Origin of the sequence: Streptomyces sp. NPDC093591, assembly GCF_044764885.1 — a bacterium.
Classification (GTDB): domain Bacteria; phylum Actinomycetota; class Actinomycetes; order Streptomycetales; family Streptomycetaceae; genus Streptomyces.
In genome coordinates, this window is sequence record NZ_JBIWIY010000001.1 from 241,010 (window position 1) to 255,243 (window position 14,234).

The 14,234-nt window shown below is 71.0% G+C and carries 15 protein-coding genes; 7 read left to right on the forward strand and 8 right to left on the reverse strand.

The genetic code is table 11. The annotated features are described in order from the left end of the window. Positions 1-75: 75 nt before the first annotated feature. Complete coding sequence (locus ACIREI_RS01020) at positions 76-768, reverse strand: DUF305 domain-containing protein (RefSeq protein WP_403325819.1); 693 nt, start codon at positions 766-768, stop codon at positions 76-78. A gap of 63 nt (positions 769-831) precedes the next feature. Here ACIREI_RS01020 and ACIREI_RS01025 point away from each other — a divergent pair, with 63 nt between their 5' ends. Beyond that, entirely contained in the window at positions 832-2,334 is a 1,503-nt protein-coding gene (locus ACIREI_RS01025; protein WP_403325822.1) for an LVIVD repeat-containing protein, read from the forward strand. On the opposite strand, the gene ACIREI_RS01030 is transcribed toward ACIREI_RS01025, so the two are convergent. From ACIREI_RS01030 to ACIREI_RS01045, 4 genes are all read right to left on the reverse strand, one after another. Further along, positions 2,322-3,008 carry a TetR/AcrR family transcriptional regulator gene (locus ACIREI_RS01030; protein WP_403325823.1) on the reverse strand — a complete coding sequence of 229 codons (687 nt, stop codon included), beginning with the start codon at positions 3,006-3,008 and terminating at the stop codon, positions 2,322-2,324. The genes ACIREI_RS01025 and ACIREI_RS01030 overlap by 13 nt on opposite strands. A gap of 207 nt (positions 3,009-3,215) precedes the next feature. After that, positions 3,216-3,947 carry an HAD family hydrolase gene (locus ACIREI_RS01035; protein ID WP_403325825.1) on the reverse strand — a complete coding sequence of 244 codons (732 nt, stop codon included), beginning with the start codon at positions 3,945-3,947 and terminating at the stop codon, positions 3,216-3,218. A 67-nt stretch (positions 3,948-4,014) separates the two neighbouring features. After that, the gene (locus tag ACIREI_RS01040; RefSeq protein ID WP_403325827.1) at positions 4,015-4,686 is read right to left on the reverse strand and encodes a phosphatase PAP2 family protein; all 672 of its coding nucleotides are present in this window, start codon (positions 4,684-4,686) and stop codon (positions 4,015-4,017) included. Positions 4,687-4,822: 136 nt separating this feature from the next. Beyond that, positions 4,823-5,362, reverse strand: coding sequence for a DUF5134 domain-containing protein (locus tag ACIREI_RS01045; protein WP_403325829.1), 540 nt, complete (start codon positions 5,360-5,362; stop codon positions 4,823-4,825). Between the two features lie 156 nt (positions 5,363-5,518). Between ACIREI_RS01045 and ACIREI_RS01050 the strand changes: the two genes are divergently transcribed. Both ACIREI_RS01050 and ACIREI_RS01055 read left to right on the forward strand, forming a co-directional pair. Then, positions 5,519-6,970, forward strand: a complete 1,452-nt coding sequence (locus ACIREI_RS01050) for an FUSC family protein (protein ID WP_403325832.1) — start codon at positions 5,519-5,521, stop codon at positions 6,968-6,970. Further along, complete coding sequence (locus ACIREI_RS01055; protein WP_403325835.1) at positions 6,967-7,503, forward strand: MarR family winged helix-turn-helix transcriptional regulator; 537 nt, start codon at positions 6,967-6,969, stop codon at positions 7,501-7,503. Before ACIREI_RS01050 ends, ACIREI_RS01055 begins: the two co-directional genes overlap by 4 nt. Before the next feature lie 15 nt (positions 7,504-7,518). Here the strand turns inward: ACIREI_RS01055 and ACIREI_RS01060 are convergent, their stop codons facing one another. Beyond that, positions 7,519-8,283, reverse strand: coding sequence for a VOC family protein (locus ACIREI_RS01060; RefSeq protein ID WP_403325838.1), 765 nt, complete (start codon positions 8,281-8,283; stop codon positions 7,519-7,521). A 409-nt stretch (positions 8,284-8,692) separates the two neighbouring features. After that, the gene (locus ACIREI_RS01065; RefSeq protein WP_403325841.1) at positions 8,693-9,085 is read right to left on the reverse strand and encodes a VOC family protein; all 393 of its coding nucleotides are present in this window, start codon (positions 9,083-9,085) and stop codon (positions 8,693-8,695) included. Positions 9,086-9,304: 219 nt separating this feature from the next. On the opposite strand from ACIREI_RS01065, the gene ACIREI_RS01070 reads away from it, so the two are divergent. Next, on the forward strand, positions 9,305-9,868 hold the full coding sequence (locus tag ACIREI_RS01070) for a GNAT family N-acetyltransferase (protein ID WP_403325844.1): 564 nt from the start codon (positions 9,305-9,307) through the stop codon (positions 9,866-9,868). Here the strand turns inward: ACIREI_RS01070 and ACIREI_RS01075 are convergent. Beyond that, positions 9,858-10,541, reverse strand: a complete 684-nt coding sequence (locus ACIREI_RS01075) for a glycerophosphodiester phosphodiesterase (RefSeq protein WP_403325847.1) — start codon at positions 10,539-10,541, stop codon at positions 9,858-9,860. The two genes, ACIREI_RS01070 and ACIREI_RS01075, sit on opposite strands and share 11 nt — an antisense overlap. Before the next feature lie 400 nt (positions 10,542-10,941). Here ACIREI_RS01075 and ACIREI_RS01080 point away from each other — a divergent pair, with 400 nt between their 5' ends. The 3 genes from ACIREI_RS01080 to ACIREI_RS01090 are packed head-to-tail and all read left to right on the forward strand — an operon-like array spanning position 10,942 to position 14,206. After that, the gene (locus tag ACIREI_RS01080; RefSeq protein WP_403325850.1) at positions 10,942-12,339 is read left to right on the forward strand and encodes a DUF6421 family protein; all 1,398 of its coding nucleotides are present in this window, start codon (positions 10,942-10,944) and stop codon (positions 12,337-12,339) included. A 50-nt stretch (positions 12,340-12,389) separates the two neighbouring features. Then, entirely contained in the window at positions 12,390-13,139 is a 750-nt protein-coding gene (locus tag ACIREI_RS01085) for an SDR family NAD(P)-dependent oxidoreductase (RefSeq protein ID WP_403325852.1), read from the forward strand. Next, positions 13,136-14,206 carry a threonine aldolase family protein gene (locus ACIREI_RS01090; RefSeq protein WP_403325855.1) on the forward strand — a complete coding sequence of 357 codons (1,071 nt, stop codon included), beginning with the start codon at positions 13,136-13,138 and terminating at the stop codon, positions 14,204-14,206. The genes ACIREI_RS01085 and ACIREI_RS01090 overlap by 4 nt, the downstream gene beginning before the upstream one ends. Positions 14,207-14,234 lie beyond the last annotated feature (28 nt).

Here is a 14,234-nt window from a genome sequence, read left to right on the forward strand (position 1 = left end):
ACGGCGATCCTGTCACCGTCCGTCTTCGCGTGCGGCCGCTGCCGGCATGTCCCCGAACTCCGCGCAGGCGCAAGGTCAGAGCATGTCCCGCATCCGCGTGATCTCGCTCGTCTGCTGAGCGACCACCTCGTCGGCCATCTCCTCGACCTCGATGTTGTTGCCCTGTCCCTTCACGTCCGTGGCCATGGTGATCGCGCCTTCGTGATGGGTGATCATCAGAATGAGGAAGAGCTGGTCGAACGCCGCCCCTCGCGCGGCGCGCAGCTTCGTCAGCTGTGCCTCGGTCGCCATGCCGGGCATCGAGGCGTGCTCGTGGCCGTCGCTCTTCTCGGCCTTCGCGGCCTTGCCGTGGCTCGTCAGCCAGCCCTTCATGGCGGTGATCTCCGGGCCCTGCGCGGCGGCGATCCGCTGGGCGAGTTTCCTGACCTTCGCCGACTCGGCCCGGTCCGGGGCGAGTTCGGTCATCTTCAGGGCCTGGGCGTGGTGCTCGATCATCATGCGCGCGTAGGCGACGTCCGCCGAGTTGGGGGAGTCGTCCTCGGCGCGCTGCCGTGCGGCCTCCTCGGCGGTGAGCATCCGGTTCGACTCGCCGGGCTTGCCCGGTGCGATCACCGAAGGCCCGCCCTCTGCCGCGGACTTGGTGCCGGAGCCGGAGTCGCAGCCGCCCAGTAGGAGCACGGTCGCGGCGGCCAACGTGGCCGTGGCGAGGGCACCTTGGCGCAACGGTCTCTGCGTTACATGTTTCCTGCCCCCTATTGATATGCGCATGGCGAAGACGATACTCGGGCTTGCGTGAACCGTTCCAGTGGGAACGGACAAGGGAGGAAAACAGTGATCCTGTTCAGCAGTCCCCGAACACGGCGCAGACACCTGGCAGTCACCGCTGCCGCCGCAGGACTCCTCGCCGCGTTGCTCACCGCGCAGCCGGCCACCGCGGTCCCCGACCCGGGGGACGGCCCTGCCGCGGAGCAGGAGGTCTCCGAGAGAACCCGGGCCGAAGTGCGGGAGGCTCTCGCGGACGGCGAGATACCCGGTCAGGACGAGATCGTCCACTCCGACAACATCAAGCACGTGGCCAATGTCCCCAAGGACGTGCTGGCTGACACCAATTCGGACCTCGCCTTCCAGGGCGACTACGCCTTCGCCGGCAACTACGACGGCTTCCGCATCTTCGACATCAGCAACCCGAAGGCGCCGAAGACCGTCGCCCAGGTTCTGTGCCCCGGCTCGCAGAACGACATCTCCGTCTCCGGCGACCTGCTGTTCCTGTCCACCGACTCCTCGCGCAGCGACAGCAGTTGCAACAGCACCACGCAACCCGCGACCGAGAAGTCCTCATGGGAGGGCATGAAGGTCTTCGACATCAGCGACAAGTCCGAGCCGAAGTACGTCGCCGCCGTCGAGACCGCCTGCGGCTCGCACACCCACACGCTGGTTCCCGAGCGCAGGAACGTCTACGTCTACGTCTCCTCGTACTCGCCGAACGCCACCTACCCGGACTGCCAGCCCCCGCACGACGGCATCTCGGTGATCAAGGTGCCGCGCAAGGCCCCCGAGAAGGCGGCCGTCGTGGGCTTCCCGGTGCTCTTCCCCGGTGAGGGTCCCGACGGCGGCGGCAACCCGGGCGCGCCCACCAACCCGGGCGTCTCGAAGACCACCGGCTGCCACGACATCACCGTGCTGCCGTCGAAGGACCTGGCCGCGGGCGCCTGCATGGGTGACGGCATCCTGTTCTCCATCGCCGACCCGGAGCACCCGAAGATCATCGACCGGGTCCAGGACAACGTCAACTTCGCCTTCTGGCACTCGGCGAGCTTCAACCAGAAGGCGAACAAAATCGTCTTCACCGACGAGCTCGGCGGCGGCAGGGCGGCCACTTGCAACGCGGAGATCGGCCCGAACCGCGGTGCCAACGGCATCTATGACGTCGTCGGCAAGGGAGACGGCCGCAAGCTCGTCTTCCGCAGCTACTTCAAGATCCCCCGCCATCAGGCGGACACCGAGAACTGTGTCGCCCACAACGGCTCGCTGATCCCGGTCAAGGGCAAGGACATCATGGTCCAGGCCTGGTACCAGGGTGGCGTCTCCGTCTGGGACTTCACCGACTCGGCCAACCCGAAGGAGATCGCCTACTTCGACCGGGGCCCGCTCACCACCGACACCATCAGGTCGGGCGGTTCGTGGTCGGCGTACTACTACAACGGCTACATCTACTCGAACGAGATGGCCAGGGGCTTCGACGTCCTGAAGATCGACGACCGGCGCACGGACCCGGCCCGCTGGGTCAGGATGCGTGAGCTCAACGTCCAGACCCAGCCCGACTACTTCGGCTGACGGTCCGGGCGGCCGGGGGCAGCCCCGGTCGCGAAGAAGCGCGACAGATCCGTCTCGCAGGTCCCGCCGGGCTCGCCCTCCGAGTCCGGCGGGACTCCCCTCTCCCACTCCAGCCCGTAGCGCTTGAACAACTCGGCGCGCAGCACCGGCACCGGCATCGGCACGCCGGGCACCAGCGCCGAGAACACCGCGCCCATGAGCAGCGCGCGCAGCATCGGGTAATCGGCGTCGACGTCCCGCGAGCCGTACCGCACGCAGGTGTCCCGCAACAGCTCGGCCAGCCGCCGCTGGTCCGGGCACTGGAAGAACTCCTCGGCCTGCAGGATCCCCGCCATGTGCTGGCGCATCAGCACGGGCCGGTCGCGGGCCAGGCCCAGGATCGCGTCGATGGCCCGCGCCATCCGCTCCCGGCCGTCCTCGGTACGCGGCTCGCGCTCCAGCGCCTCCTCCAGCGTGCGGTGCATCAGCCGGTGCACGGCGGCCTGCACCAGCTGACGCTTGCCGGGGAAGTAGTACGACACCAGGCCGCGCGCCGAGCCCGCTCTGTCCGCGATGTCGCCCAGCGTGGTGGCCTCGTAGCCGCGCTCGCCGACCAGTTCCACCGCCGCCTGCAAAAGCCGCTCCCGGGAACGCCGCCGCAACTCTTCATTGACCGAGGCGCTGCGCGGGGACATGCTGTAACTCCTGCGTTGACTGGCTGCCAGCCAACTATACTCAACGCATCCGGCCCGGCCTCGATACGGCCTGGTCAGGGTCGCCGTCTGCCCTGGGCGACGCGGGGGATCGTCCAGGGCGGACCCGGCCCCTGGATGCGGATGGTGACCGGAGGCTACTGATTCACTCGCGGCCGGGAAGCCACGTGTTCACCCGTGGCCCGGAAGCTACTGCTTCACCCGCGGATCGGAACCGTTCGCCCGCGGCACGGCGCTCACGAGATCCAGCACCGGCCGCAACCCGTCCGGCCGCTGTGCCGCCGGCAGATGGTCCACGAAGTGCACCGCGCAGCCCAGGGCCGCCGCGCCGCCGTCCGCCCGCCGGTTGTCGCCGACCATCACCACGTCGTGCGGATCGGCGTCGAGTTCCGCGCAGGCGGCCGCGAAGAGGCGAGGGTCGGGCTTCTGGATGCCGTGCTCGTACGACAGCACATAGGCGTCCACGTACGGATCGAGTCCGTGCTCCCGGAAGACCGGTCGCAGATCCCAGCCGATGTTGCTGACCACCCCGACACCGATGCCCCGCTCACGCAGCGTCCCCAGCACCTCGGTGGCATCCGGGTACGGCGCCCACGCGGCCGGTGCCATGTGGCGGTCGTAGAGCAGGTCGTGCAACCGGTCGTCCGGGAGCGGCACATGCCGGGAGAGCCCGGTGTAGGCGGCCCGGTGCAGCTCCGCGCTCTTGTCGCGCACCCCCCACACGCTCGCGACGTCCTCGGGCAGCCAGGAGGGGTCGGCCCCGCCGGGCAGCGCCCCCATCGCCTCCAGCGCCTGCGCCGCCTCCACCAACTCGGCCTCGGCAAGCTCCACTCGGGCCTCGGCGAGCGCTCCGCGCAGCCAGGACTCGGTGGACTCGACACGGAAAAGCGTTCCGGAGAAATCGAACAGGACTGCGGTCATGGCGCGGATCCTACGGGGCCGCGTTCCACCGCGCGCAAAGATCGCCGCAACAGCACGCGCGGACGGTTCAGCTCTGCCGGCGGGCGTGCACCCGCACCGCCAGCACCACGACCAACGCGCCCAGCAGCCAGCCGGCGACGACGTCCGTGGTCCAGTGGACCCCGAGCCACACCCGGGTCAGACCGACACCGGCCACGGAGATCACGGCCACGGCGGCGGCCGTACGCCGCAGGGCGCGTTCGGCGCCGTAGTGGTGCAGGAGCCACAGCATCAGGCCGCACACGACCGTGGCCGTCATGGCGTGGCCGGAGGGGAAGGCCGCGTAGTGGGCGGAGTCCACGGGGTCGGGCCACACAGGGCGGGGCCGGTCCACCACGGCCTTCAGGGTTTGCTGGATCACTGTGGCGAGCGCACATGTGGCCACCAGCCATACCGCCGTCCAGCGTGCAGCTCTGCGCCACACCAGCCAGATCGCGACCGCCGCGGTCAGGATGCGCATGGTCCACGGATCCCAGACCCAGTCCGTGAGGATGCGGAAGGCGTGGGTGACGCCGCTCTCGGCGACCGCCCAGCGGTGTGTGGTCTCGGCGATGTCGCCGTCCAGGTTCATCAGCGGGTACCACCGGACCGCGACCAGGGCGAGCAGCAGCGCGGAGCACAGGGCCAGGCCACCGGCCCAGCGGATGGTGCCGCGCTCGGCCGGCGGACGGGGCGGGGACTCGACGGACTGGGTGTGCATACTGCGATCCTCGCCGACGGGCGGGGCGAGAGGCCAATGGGGGGTGGGTTTGCGACGCCCGCCACAGGCGGCAGTCGGTTCATGGTCTGTGGCGACCGCGCCTGTTGGGGGTGTCGGAGGCCTGCGGAGCGCCGTCTCAGAGGGTCAGCAGCATCGCCACCATCGCGATCCCCATGGACAGCCGGCAGGCCTGCGCCAGCTCGGGACGGTCGCCCCATCCGACGGCTCCGCCACCGGCGGCCACGGGCACCAGCCGGGCACCGGACAGCAGTACGTACCCCATGAAGTACAGGAGCAGAGCACCCGTCACGAGCGGGAAGCCGGAACCGCCGTGTCCGCCGTCGTGCCCGGGGGCGGCGGCCATCGCGACCGCCATGTAGACCATGGCCGAGGCGCCCACCAGATGGTGCAGATGGTGCGCGCCCGCCCGCGCCGACCACAGGGCGTGCAGGGCGGCCGCGCCGAACACGGCCGCGTAGGCGGGCCAGGCCCACGACGGTGGTGTGAACGCCGCGGCGGGCACCGCCATCGCGGCCATGCCGAAGCCCATCAGAGCCTCGCCGCCCGCGGCCCGGCGCTGCTCCTCGACGCCGCTGCGCATCCGCAGCAGACAGTAGGCCCCGGTCGCCGCACACAGCGCGACCAGCAGCCAGCCGTGCGAAGCCGGTCCGTGCACGCGCACCCTCCCCGCTGGACGTTCTCGGACAGTCCGTCGATGCCCGGGCCGTGCGGCGCGCACGCGAGCGCAAGGATGTACACGGGGAGCATTCGACGGAGCACGGCATGTCACCTCATATGTTTTACGAGTAAAACACTTGCTAAGGTGATGGGTATGAAACTGGTGCCGGGTACGAACACCCGCCTTCCGCTGGCCGGAGTGCTGCGCCTGGGCCGGCCCCCGGAGATCTGGTTCAAGCCCGCCCTGAGCGTGGTCGTCGCCGTCGCCCCGCCCAACCTCGCCCTGCTGGCACTCGGCCGGCTGGACCTGGCGATGTACACGATGGCCGGGTCGCTGTGCGCGCTCTACGCCCACAACCGCCCCTACGCCGCCCGGGCCCTCGCCCTCGCGTGGGTGGTGTTCGGCATGCTCGGCGGTCTCGCCGTCGCCCTGGTCGCCGCCTCCCTCACCGCCGACGCCGCCGTCCTGGTCACCGTGGGCGCGGTGCTGGCCGCCGTGCAGAAGGTGCTGTGCGACGCGACCCGCATCGGCCCGCCCGGCAACGTGGTCCTCACCTTCGTCAGCTCCGCCGCCCTGTTCACCCCGCAGTCCCTCGACCGGATCCCCGGCCACCTCGCGCTGGCCGCCGCTGCCGGCGCCTGGGCCTGGCTCGTGGGCATGGCACCCGGCCTGCTGCGACCGCACGGCCCGGAGCGCCGGGCCACCGCGGGCGCCCTGGAGGCGGCCGCCGTGTACGCCGAGACGCGCGGCACCGGCGAGGACAGCGCTCGGGCCCAGGTGACCGCTGCCGCCGCCGTAGAGGCCGCCCGGCAGTCCCTGCACTTCGCGGGCCGCCCCTCCGAGACCCGCCGCGCCCTCGAACGCCTCGTCGTCCGCGCCGAGGTCGCCCTCGCCGCCCCGGCCGACGCCGACCCCGGGCTCCTGCGCGGCTGGGCCCGGCAGGTGCGCGGCAACCGACCGGTGCCGGAAGTCGACGACCTCGCGGGCCTCGGCGCCGAACCCGCCTCAGTACCGCACCCGTTGTGGCGCCGCCTAGGCCCCCTCGCCCCGCTCGCCGTACGCACCGCCCTCGGCTGTGCCCTCGCCGGTTACGTGTCCCTCGCCCTGGGGATCGGCCGCCCCTACTGGGCCCTGGTCACCGCGGCATCCCTCTACCAGGCCAACCTCACCCTCACCTGGGGCCGTGGCGTCCAGCGGGTCGTCGGCAACCTGCTCGGTGTCCTGCTGTTCGCCGCGCTGGTCCCCCTCGCCCACACCGGTGAGGCCGCCCTCGTCCTGTGCTGCCTGGCGCTCAACTTCGGCGCCGAGGCGCTGATCGGCCGCAACTACTGGCTCGGCAGCGTCTGCGTGACCCCGATGGCACTGCTCATCACCGAGTTCACCGGGTTCCGGGAACCCGGGCTGCTGATCACCGAGCGCGTCGTCGACACCCTGGTCGGCGCGCTCGTCGGTCTGGCCGCCGCCGTGGCCGTACCGGAGCGGCGGTGGCAGCGGGTCGTGCGCACCGAGCGGACAGGACCCCGTACGCTCGCGGCGACGGGGCGGAGTCAGGGACCGCGCCCGGACCAGCGCACAGGCGACACGACGGAGGGCGTACGGCCATGACGGGGACCAATGGCGGGCCGACCGGGACGAGACAGGACACGGTGGCCGCCGTGGTCCGGCAGTGGCAGGCCGTCCATCCCGACCTGGACACCGCGCCCATGGAGATCATCGGCCGCATCAACCGCTGCGCCGCCCTCCTCCAGCAGGCCGAGGACGCCCCCCTGCGCCGGGCCGGCCTCAGCCGCCCCGAGTTCGACCTGCTCGGCGCGCTGCGCCGAACCGGCCATGAACTGACCCCCAGTGAACTCGCCCGCGAGACCTTCTCCTCGGGCGCCGCCGTCACCAAACGCCTCAAGCAGCTGACCGAACGCGGCCTGGTGGAGCGCCGCGGCGACACCCGCGACCGCCGCGTCGCCCACGTCCGCCTCACGGACGCGGGCCGGGACCTGGTCGACGGCATCCTGCCCGAGCAACTCGCGTACGAGACGGCCGTACTGTCCGGCATGGACGCGCAAGGGCAGGGCGAACTGGCGGCCCTGCTCGGCGAGTTGCTCGGCCGGCTGGAAGGGCGGCTGGGCGCGCTGCGCGGCTGACCGGACCGGGCCCCGTCACTTCTCGTCGGCCGCCCGGTACACACCGAACATCGCCCCCTGCGGGTCCCGCAGCACGGCGATGCGCGGCCCGTCGGGGACGGAGGTGGGCTCCATGAGGGCGGTGCCGCCCGCCTGCATGGCGTCCGCGGCCGTCGTGTCCACGTCGTCCACGGCGAAGTACGGCAGCCAGTGCGCCGGCACCTCGTGCGGGAACTTGTCGTCCATCGTCACCATGCCGCCGAAGTCGGCGCCGTCGATGCCCCACTGCGTGTAGTGCTCGGAGGCGTTGACGCTCCAGCCGAACACCGTCGTGTAGAACTCCACCGCCCGCTCGGGCGCCCGTGTCAGCAGCTCCACCCAGCCCAGCGAGCCGGGCGCGCTGAGCAGCCCCGCGCCCGGGAAGGCCCGCGCCTGCCACAGCTGGAACGCCGCGCCCGTCGGGTCCACGGCCACCGCGAAGCGGCCCACGTCGAACACGTCCATCGGACCGACCAGCACCGAGCCGCCGGCCTCCGTCACGCGTGCGGCGGCGGCGTCGGCGTCCGGCACCGCGAACGACACGTTCCACGCCACCGGCTGCCCCTCCTGGTACAGCGGCGTCAGCGCGGCCACCGCGGCGTCCCCGAGGTGCGCGATCGTGTAACCGCCCGCCTCCTGGCGGGGATCGGTCTCGGCGCGCCAGCCGAACAACCCCTCGTAGAACCGCTTCGCCGCGGCCAGGTCGTCGGTCCCGAGCTCGGTCCAGCAGGGCCCGCCGGCCACCGGCTTGTCGAGCTTCATGGCGCTCCTTCCACAGACAGGCCCCTCCAGCACGCTAAGCCCCACCCCGCCACCCGGCCAACCGACGAAACCCACCGGATCCGGGGCCGCCACCGCCGTACATCTGCTGCGCTGGGGACATCCGCGAGCCCGACTGGTCCATCCGCCATCCGCCATCCGCCGACCTCGCGCGGACCGGACTCCGACGAGGCCGCAGACCTGCTGACGAACGCCTGCCCGGCCCGGTCGGCCGGCCGGCTGGAACGTACGTGCCGTCCACGAGCGGCCCGGCGGGGGAGTGGCACCCGTCTCACGGCGTACGTCGACGGGCGCGCCCGCCCGACCTGCACGATGATCGGCCGGCTGGCCTCGGCCGGCCTCCGGGAACCGGCCCGCACCGACCGTCGCCGGGAACACCGTCCGCAGTGAGTCAGATCCCCGGCCGGTACCGCAGCGGATGATCCGCCGGCACCTCCACCAGCACGATCGGTGTCCCGTCCGGATCGGCGATCCACATCTCGACCAGCCCCCACGGCTCCTTCACCGGTGGCCGCACGATCTCGACGCCCTTGCCCCGCAGCTCGTCATGCGCCGCCGCCACGTCCTCGACCTGCAGCCAGAGCCGGACGGCCGGGGACGGCGGGGTCTCGGAGCGGCCGGAGACCTCCAGGAAGCCGCCGCCGAGGAAGTACACGGTGCCGCGCTGCGGCCCCGTGCCGAACTCTCGGTAGACGGCGAGTCCCAACTGCTCGCCGTAGAAGATGCGGGAACGCTCGGGGTCGGTGGGCTGGAGGAGGGTCCGTCCGCTCAGTACGTGCACCATGCGGCCGGAGCTTAGGGCCTGTCCGGCGGCTCATGCCGGCGTCGCGGGGCGTGGCACGCCCTCCCTCACTGCCTTGAAGGCGCGGGGGCACCCCCATCGCCCCGCTCGGGTCGACTGAAATGCACCGCACCTCACAGTCGGCCTGACCGCCGGACAGACCCTGGTGGCGCGTTACTCTCGGCGATGCCCGACCCGCGCCCGAGAGTGGAGATGCGCACCATGGAAACCGCCGCGACGCCCGCCGCCACCGGCCTCACCTTCCGCGACGCGACCGACGCCGACGTGGACGCGCTGGTCGCGCTGATCGAGTCCGCCTACCGCGGGGACTCCAGCCGGGCCGGCTGGACGACGGAGGCGGACATCCTCGAAGGGCAGCGGACCGACCCGGAGGGCGTGCTGCAGGTCATCAAGTCACCCGACAGCCGACTGCTGACGGTCGAGCGGGACGGGCAGGTCGTCGCCTGCTGTCAGCTCGAACACCGCGGCGACCACGCCTACTTCGGGATGTTCGCGGTCAGCCCGGCACTCCAGGGCGCGGGCCTCGGCAAGGTGATCATCACGGAGGCGGAGCGGCAGGCCCGCGAGACGTGGGGCGCGACCGAGATGCACATGACTGTGATCTCCGTACGGAACGACCTGATCGCCTGGTACGAGCGGCGCGGCTACCGCCGTACGGGACGGATGACCCCGTTCCCGTACGGCGACGAGCGCTTCGGCATTCCGCAGCGCGACGACCTGCAGTTCGAGCTGCTGGTCAAGGAACTCGCGGCGCTCACGCCGTGAAGCGGCCGGTGCGTTTGATCTCCGGGTAGTCGGTGGTCGCGCCGTCCAGTTCCAGGGCCCTGACCAGGCGCAGGTGGTCCTGGGTGTTGACCACCCAGCCGATGATCCTGAGGTCCGCCTTGCGGGCGTGCTCCACGACCTCCAGGGTGAGCCGGCGGATGTTCAGGCAGACCGTTTTCGCGCCGACCGCGACGGCCCGGTCCACGATGTCGGTGCCGTAGCGGCTGGCGATCAGCGCGGTCCGTACCCCCGGCACCAGCCGGGCGATCTCGGCGACCGCGTCGTCGTGGAACGAGGACACCTCGACTCGGGAGACGAGATCATGTCCGGTCATCACCTGCGCGAGCGCCCGAGCCGCCGCGACGTCCTTGATCTCGGCCTGGAGCGGTGAGCGCACCGCCTCCAGGACCTCTTCGAAGACCGGGACGCGCTCGCCGCGGCCCGCGTCCAGGGCGCGCAGCTCGGCGAGGGTCTTGTCGGCGATCGGGCCGGTGCCGTCGGTCGTGCGGTCCACGTCGGTGTCGTGCATGACGACGAGGGCGCCGTCCTTGCTCAGGTGGAGATCGAGTTCGATGCAGTCGAGGCCGGCCTGCTGGGCGGCGACGAAGGAACGGAGGGTGTTCTCGGGTTCGACACCCATGACTCCGCGGTGACCGATGGTAAGGAAGTTCAAGGTTCAACTCGCTTCCGTCGACGGCGGCTCGGCGTGCGCGCGAACCGGAGCGCACTGTTCGCGCGGCAGTGCCGCAGCCTAGTGGCCCCGGCTCGTGATGAACCCCACGTGTACACAGGGTTTGCGGCGGTCGACGTGGCGTGCCTGGATCGCAAGCCTTCCCGTGGTCACCCTGGGGTGGGCGAGTCCCGCGGGCATTGACCGCCCGCCGCGGGCTTCCCCACTGTCGGCCTCCCGTATGCCCAGGCGCGGGCGGGGTATGCGCCATCCCGGTGACCAACAGGAAAAAGTGCGGTGACCATGGAGGTGCGCAGGATAATTTCCGGAGGCTCCTCTTGCTGGGAGAAACCTCGTATGTATACGGTCTCCTTACGCGAGGTTCTCCCGTGGAGGATGGGACATGACGGAAATTCTTGTGCAGGCGGCTTCGGGGGAGCAGGTTCCTCCCGCGACCAGGGTGGTGGAGCACCCGGCGTGGCCGGTGCTCAAGGATGCCGTGGAGCGGATCCGGCCATGGCAGTCCAAGGACGGGTCGATCGACTTCGAGGCCGAGGGCGCGCCCGAGCGCGCGGACGCCGAGGCCGCCGTGCGGCGTGTCGTGGAGGCCGTCGAGGAGCTCTCCGCGCTGCTCCCGCACGACGCCGACTATCACGCGGCCCTCGTGAAGGACCTCCAGCGCTGGGCCGAGGGTGGCTTCGAGGTGCCCGACTTCCTCGACTCCCTGCTGGCCTTCCAGCCCGCCGCGAACCGTGCCGACGGCCTGCAGCACCTGGTCGTCTTCCCGATGTACACGCAGAACGGCAACCCCGACCGCAACCTCGAGGCGGTCGTGCTGCGCATGGTCTGGCCGGAGTGGCTGGCGGAGCTGGAGCGCACCCGCTACGACAACCCGCTGTTCTGCGGCATCAAGTTCGAGGACTTCACGGCCGGCTACGACACCAACTCCGCTGTGCTCTTCCCGGAGACCATCGCCGTGCGCGAGGCGCCGGAGCGCTTCAGCTGGGGCGGCATCTTCTGCGACCGCGAGGCCGCCCGCTTCCGCCGCGTCACCGACGCCGCCGTCGACATCCTGGGCCTGGACCTGCCCGAGGACATCGCCGCGATGGTCCACGACCAGAAGCGCTGCGAGGAGGCCTTCGTGCTGTGGGACATGGTCCACGACCGCACCCACAGCCACGGCGACCTGCCGTTCGACCCGTTCATGATCAAGCAGCGCCAGCCGTTCTGGATGTACGGCCTCGAAGAGCTGCGCTGCGACCTCACCGCCTTCAAGGAGGCCGTGAAGCTGGAGGCGGAGGGCGTCCCGCAGGCCCGTGACGTGCAGTACGCGGTGCTGTTCGACCGCATGTTCCGCTTCCCGGTCACCGGTGACCGCAACCGCAACTACGACGGCCTCGGCGGTCAGCTGCTCTTCGCCTACCTGCACAAGCACGAGGTCGTCCGCTGGACGGACAACAAGCTGTTCATCGACTGGCAGCGTGCCCCGCAGGTCACCAACGAGCTGTGCGCCGAGATCGAGAAGCTGTACCGCGACGGCATCGACCGCCCCAAGCTCGTCCACTGGTTCGCCGGCTACGAGCTCGTCTCCACCTACCTCGCCCCGCACCCGGGCTCCCGCTGGGCCAAGGGCCCGGATGCCCTGGACCTGACCCAGCCGCCGCGCAAGCTCGTCGATGACGTGCTTCCGGACGAGTTTCCGCTGAGCATGTTCTATGAGGCCCTGTCCAAGAAGCTGAAGAACGTGATCGCTTCCGCCAAGGGCATCACGGCGGACAGCGCCGAGCGGGTCGCCGCGTGAGCGACCGCGACACCCGGAACACTGCTCAGTCTGCTCAGGAGGCGAAGAAGATGGCGGGGAACGGAGCTCTCAGCGGTGCGGTGATCGCGGTGGCCGGAGCGGGCGGGCCCGCCGGCCGGGCGGCGCTGCTGCGGCTGGCCGAGGCGGGCGCGACCGTCATCGGCTCGGACAACGACCCGGAGCGGCTCGCCGAGGCCGTGGACGCGGCGAGCTACGCGCACGGCGGTGCCACCGTCGTCGGGGACACGGTCGACCTGCTCGACCGCGACGCCACTCGTGACTGGGCCACCCGGATCGAGAAGGACTTCGGCCGCGTCGACGGCCTGGTCCACCTCGTCGGCGGCTGGCGCGGCAGCGAGACGTTCGTCAAGACGAGCCTCGACGACTGGGACTTCCTCGAACTGCTGCTCATCCGCACCGTGCAGCACACCTCGCTGGCCTTCTTCGAGGGCCTGCAGCGCAGCGAGCGTGGCCGGTATGTGCTCATCAGTGCCGCCGGCGCCACCAAACCGACCGCGGGCAACGCCTCGTACGCCGCCGCCAAGGCCGCCGCCGAGGCCTGGACGCTCGCACTGGCCGACGCCTTCCGCAAGGCAGGGGGCCCCGACGGGCCGACCTCCGCGGCTGCCATCCTGGTGGTGAAGGCGCTGGTGCACGACGCGATGCGCGCCGAGCGACCCAACGCGAAGTTCGCGGGCTTCACGGACGTCAAGGACCTGGCCGATGCCGTCGTCGGCGTCTGGGACAAGCCCGCCGCCGAAGTGAACGGAAAACGCCTGTGGCTGACCGAGAAGCCGTGAACCCTCCGAAGACCGACGCCCGTCGCCATCACGACCCGGACGTCCGCGGCTTCGCCAGTGACAACTACGCCGGCGCCCATCCGGAGGTGCTCGCCGCCCTGGCCCTGGCCAACGGCGGGCATCAGGTCGCCTACGGCGAGGACGACTACACCGAGAACCTCCAGCGGATCATCCGCAGCCACTTCGGCGCCACCGCCGAGGCGTTCCCGGTCTTCAACGGCACCGGCGCGAACGTCGTCGCGCTCCAGGCGGTCACCGACCGCTGGGGCGCGGTGATCTGCGCCGAGAGCGCGCACATCCACGTCGACGAGTGCGGGGCGCCGGAGCGGGTCGGCGGGCTCAAGCTGCTCACCGTACCCACACCCGACGGCAAGCTCACCCCCGAGCTGATCGACCGGCAGGCATACGGCTGGGACGACGAGCACCGCGCGATGCCGCAGGTCGTCTCGATCACCCAGAGCACCGAACTCGGCACCCTCTACACGCCGGACGAGATCCGCGCGATCTGCGACCACGCCCACGCGCACGGCATGAAGGTGCACCTGGACGGCTCCCGGATAGCCAACGCGGCCGCCTCCCTGAACGTGCCCATGCGGACGTTCACCAACGCGGTCGGCGTCGACATCCTCTCCCTCGGCGGCACCAAGAACGGCGCACTGTTCGGCGAGGCGGTCGTCGTCCTCAACCAGGACGCCGTCAGCCACATGAAGCATCTGCGCAAGCTGTCCATGCAGCTCGCCTCCAAGATGCGCTTCGTGTCGGTGCAGTTGGAGGCCCTGCTCGCCAAGGACCTGTGGCTGCGCAACGCCCGCCACTCCAACGAGATGGCCCAGCGCCTCGCCGAGGGCGTCCGCGCCGTGCACGGCGTCGAGATCCTCTACCCCGTGCAGGCCAACGGCGTCTTCGCCAAGCTTCCGCACGACGTGAGCGAGCGGCTGCGGAAGAGGTTCCGGTTCTACTTCTGGGACGAGGCGGCGGGAGTCGCGCGCTGGATGTGCGCGTTCGACACGACCGAGGAGGACGTGGACGCGTTCGTGGCGGCGCTGAAGGAGGAGATGGCGCGCTAGGCCATCCCCTCCTCGGCGGGCCGACCAC

Excerpts from the sequence above, each read along its gene's own strand:
- ACIREI_RS01020 (WP_403325819.1), bottom strand. The coding sequence starts at position 768 with ATGCGCATATCAATAGGGGGCAGGAAACATGTAACGCAGAGACCGTTG.
- ACIREI_RS01030 (WP_403325823.1), bottom strand. The coding sequence starts at position 3,008 with ATGTCCCCGCGCAGCGCCTCGGTCAATGAAGAGTTGCGGCGGCGTTCC.
- ACIREI_RS01035 (WP_403325825.1), bottom strand. The coding sequence starts at position 3,947 with ATGACCGCAGTCCTGTTCGATTTCTCCGGAACGCTTTTCCGTGTCGAG.
- ACIREI_RS01040 (WP_403325827.1), bottom strand. The coding sequence starts at position 4,686 with ATGCACACCCAGTCCGTCGAGTCCCCGCCCCGTCCGCCGGCCGAGCGC.
- ACIREI_RS01050 (WP_403325832.1), top strand. The coding sequence starts at position 5,519 with ATGAAACTGGTGCCGGGTACGAACACCCGCCTTCCGCTGGCCGGAGTG.
- ACIREI_RS01055 (WP_403325835.1), top strand. The coding sequence starts at position 6,967 with ATGACGGGGACCAATGGCGGGCCGACCGGGACGAGACAGGACACGGTG.
- ACIREI_RS01060 (WP_403325838.1), bottom strand. The coding sequence starts at position 8,283 with ATGAAGCTCGACAAGCCGGTGGCCGGCGGGCCCTGCTGGACCGAGCTC.
- ACIREI_RS01065 (WP_403325841.1), bottom strand. The coding sequence starts at position 9,085 with ATGGTGCACGTACTGAGCGGACGGACCCTCCTCCAGCCCACCGACCCC.
- ACIREI_RS01070 (WP_403325844.1), top strand. The coding sequence starts at position 9,305 with ATGGAAACCGCCGCGACGCCCGCCGCCACCGGCCTCACCTTCCGCGAC.
- ACIREI_RS01080 (WP_403325850.1), top strand. The coding sequence starts at position 10,942 with ATGACGGAAATTCTTGTGCAGGCGGCTTCGGGGGAGCAGGTTCCTCCC.
- ACIREI_RS01085 (WP_403325852.1), top strand. The coding sequence starts at position 12,390 with ATGGCGGGGAACGGAGCTCTCAGCGGTGCGGTGATCGCGGTGGCCGGA.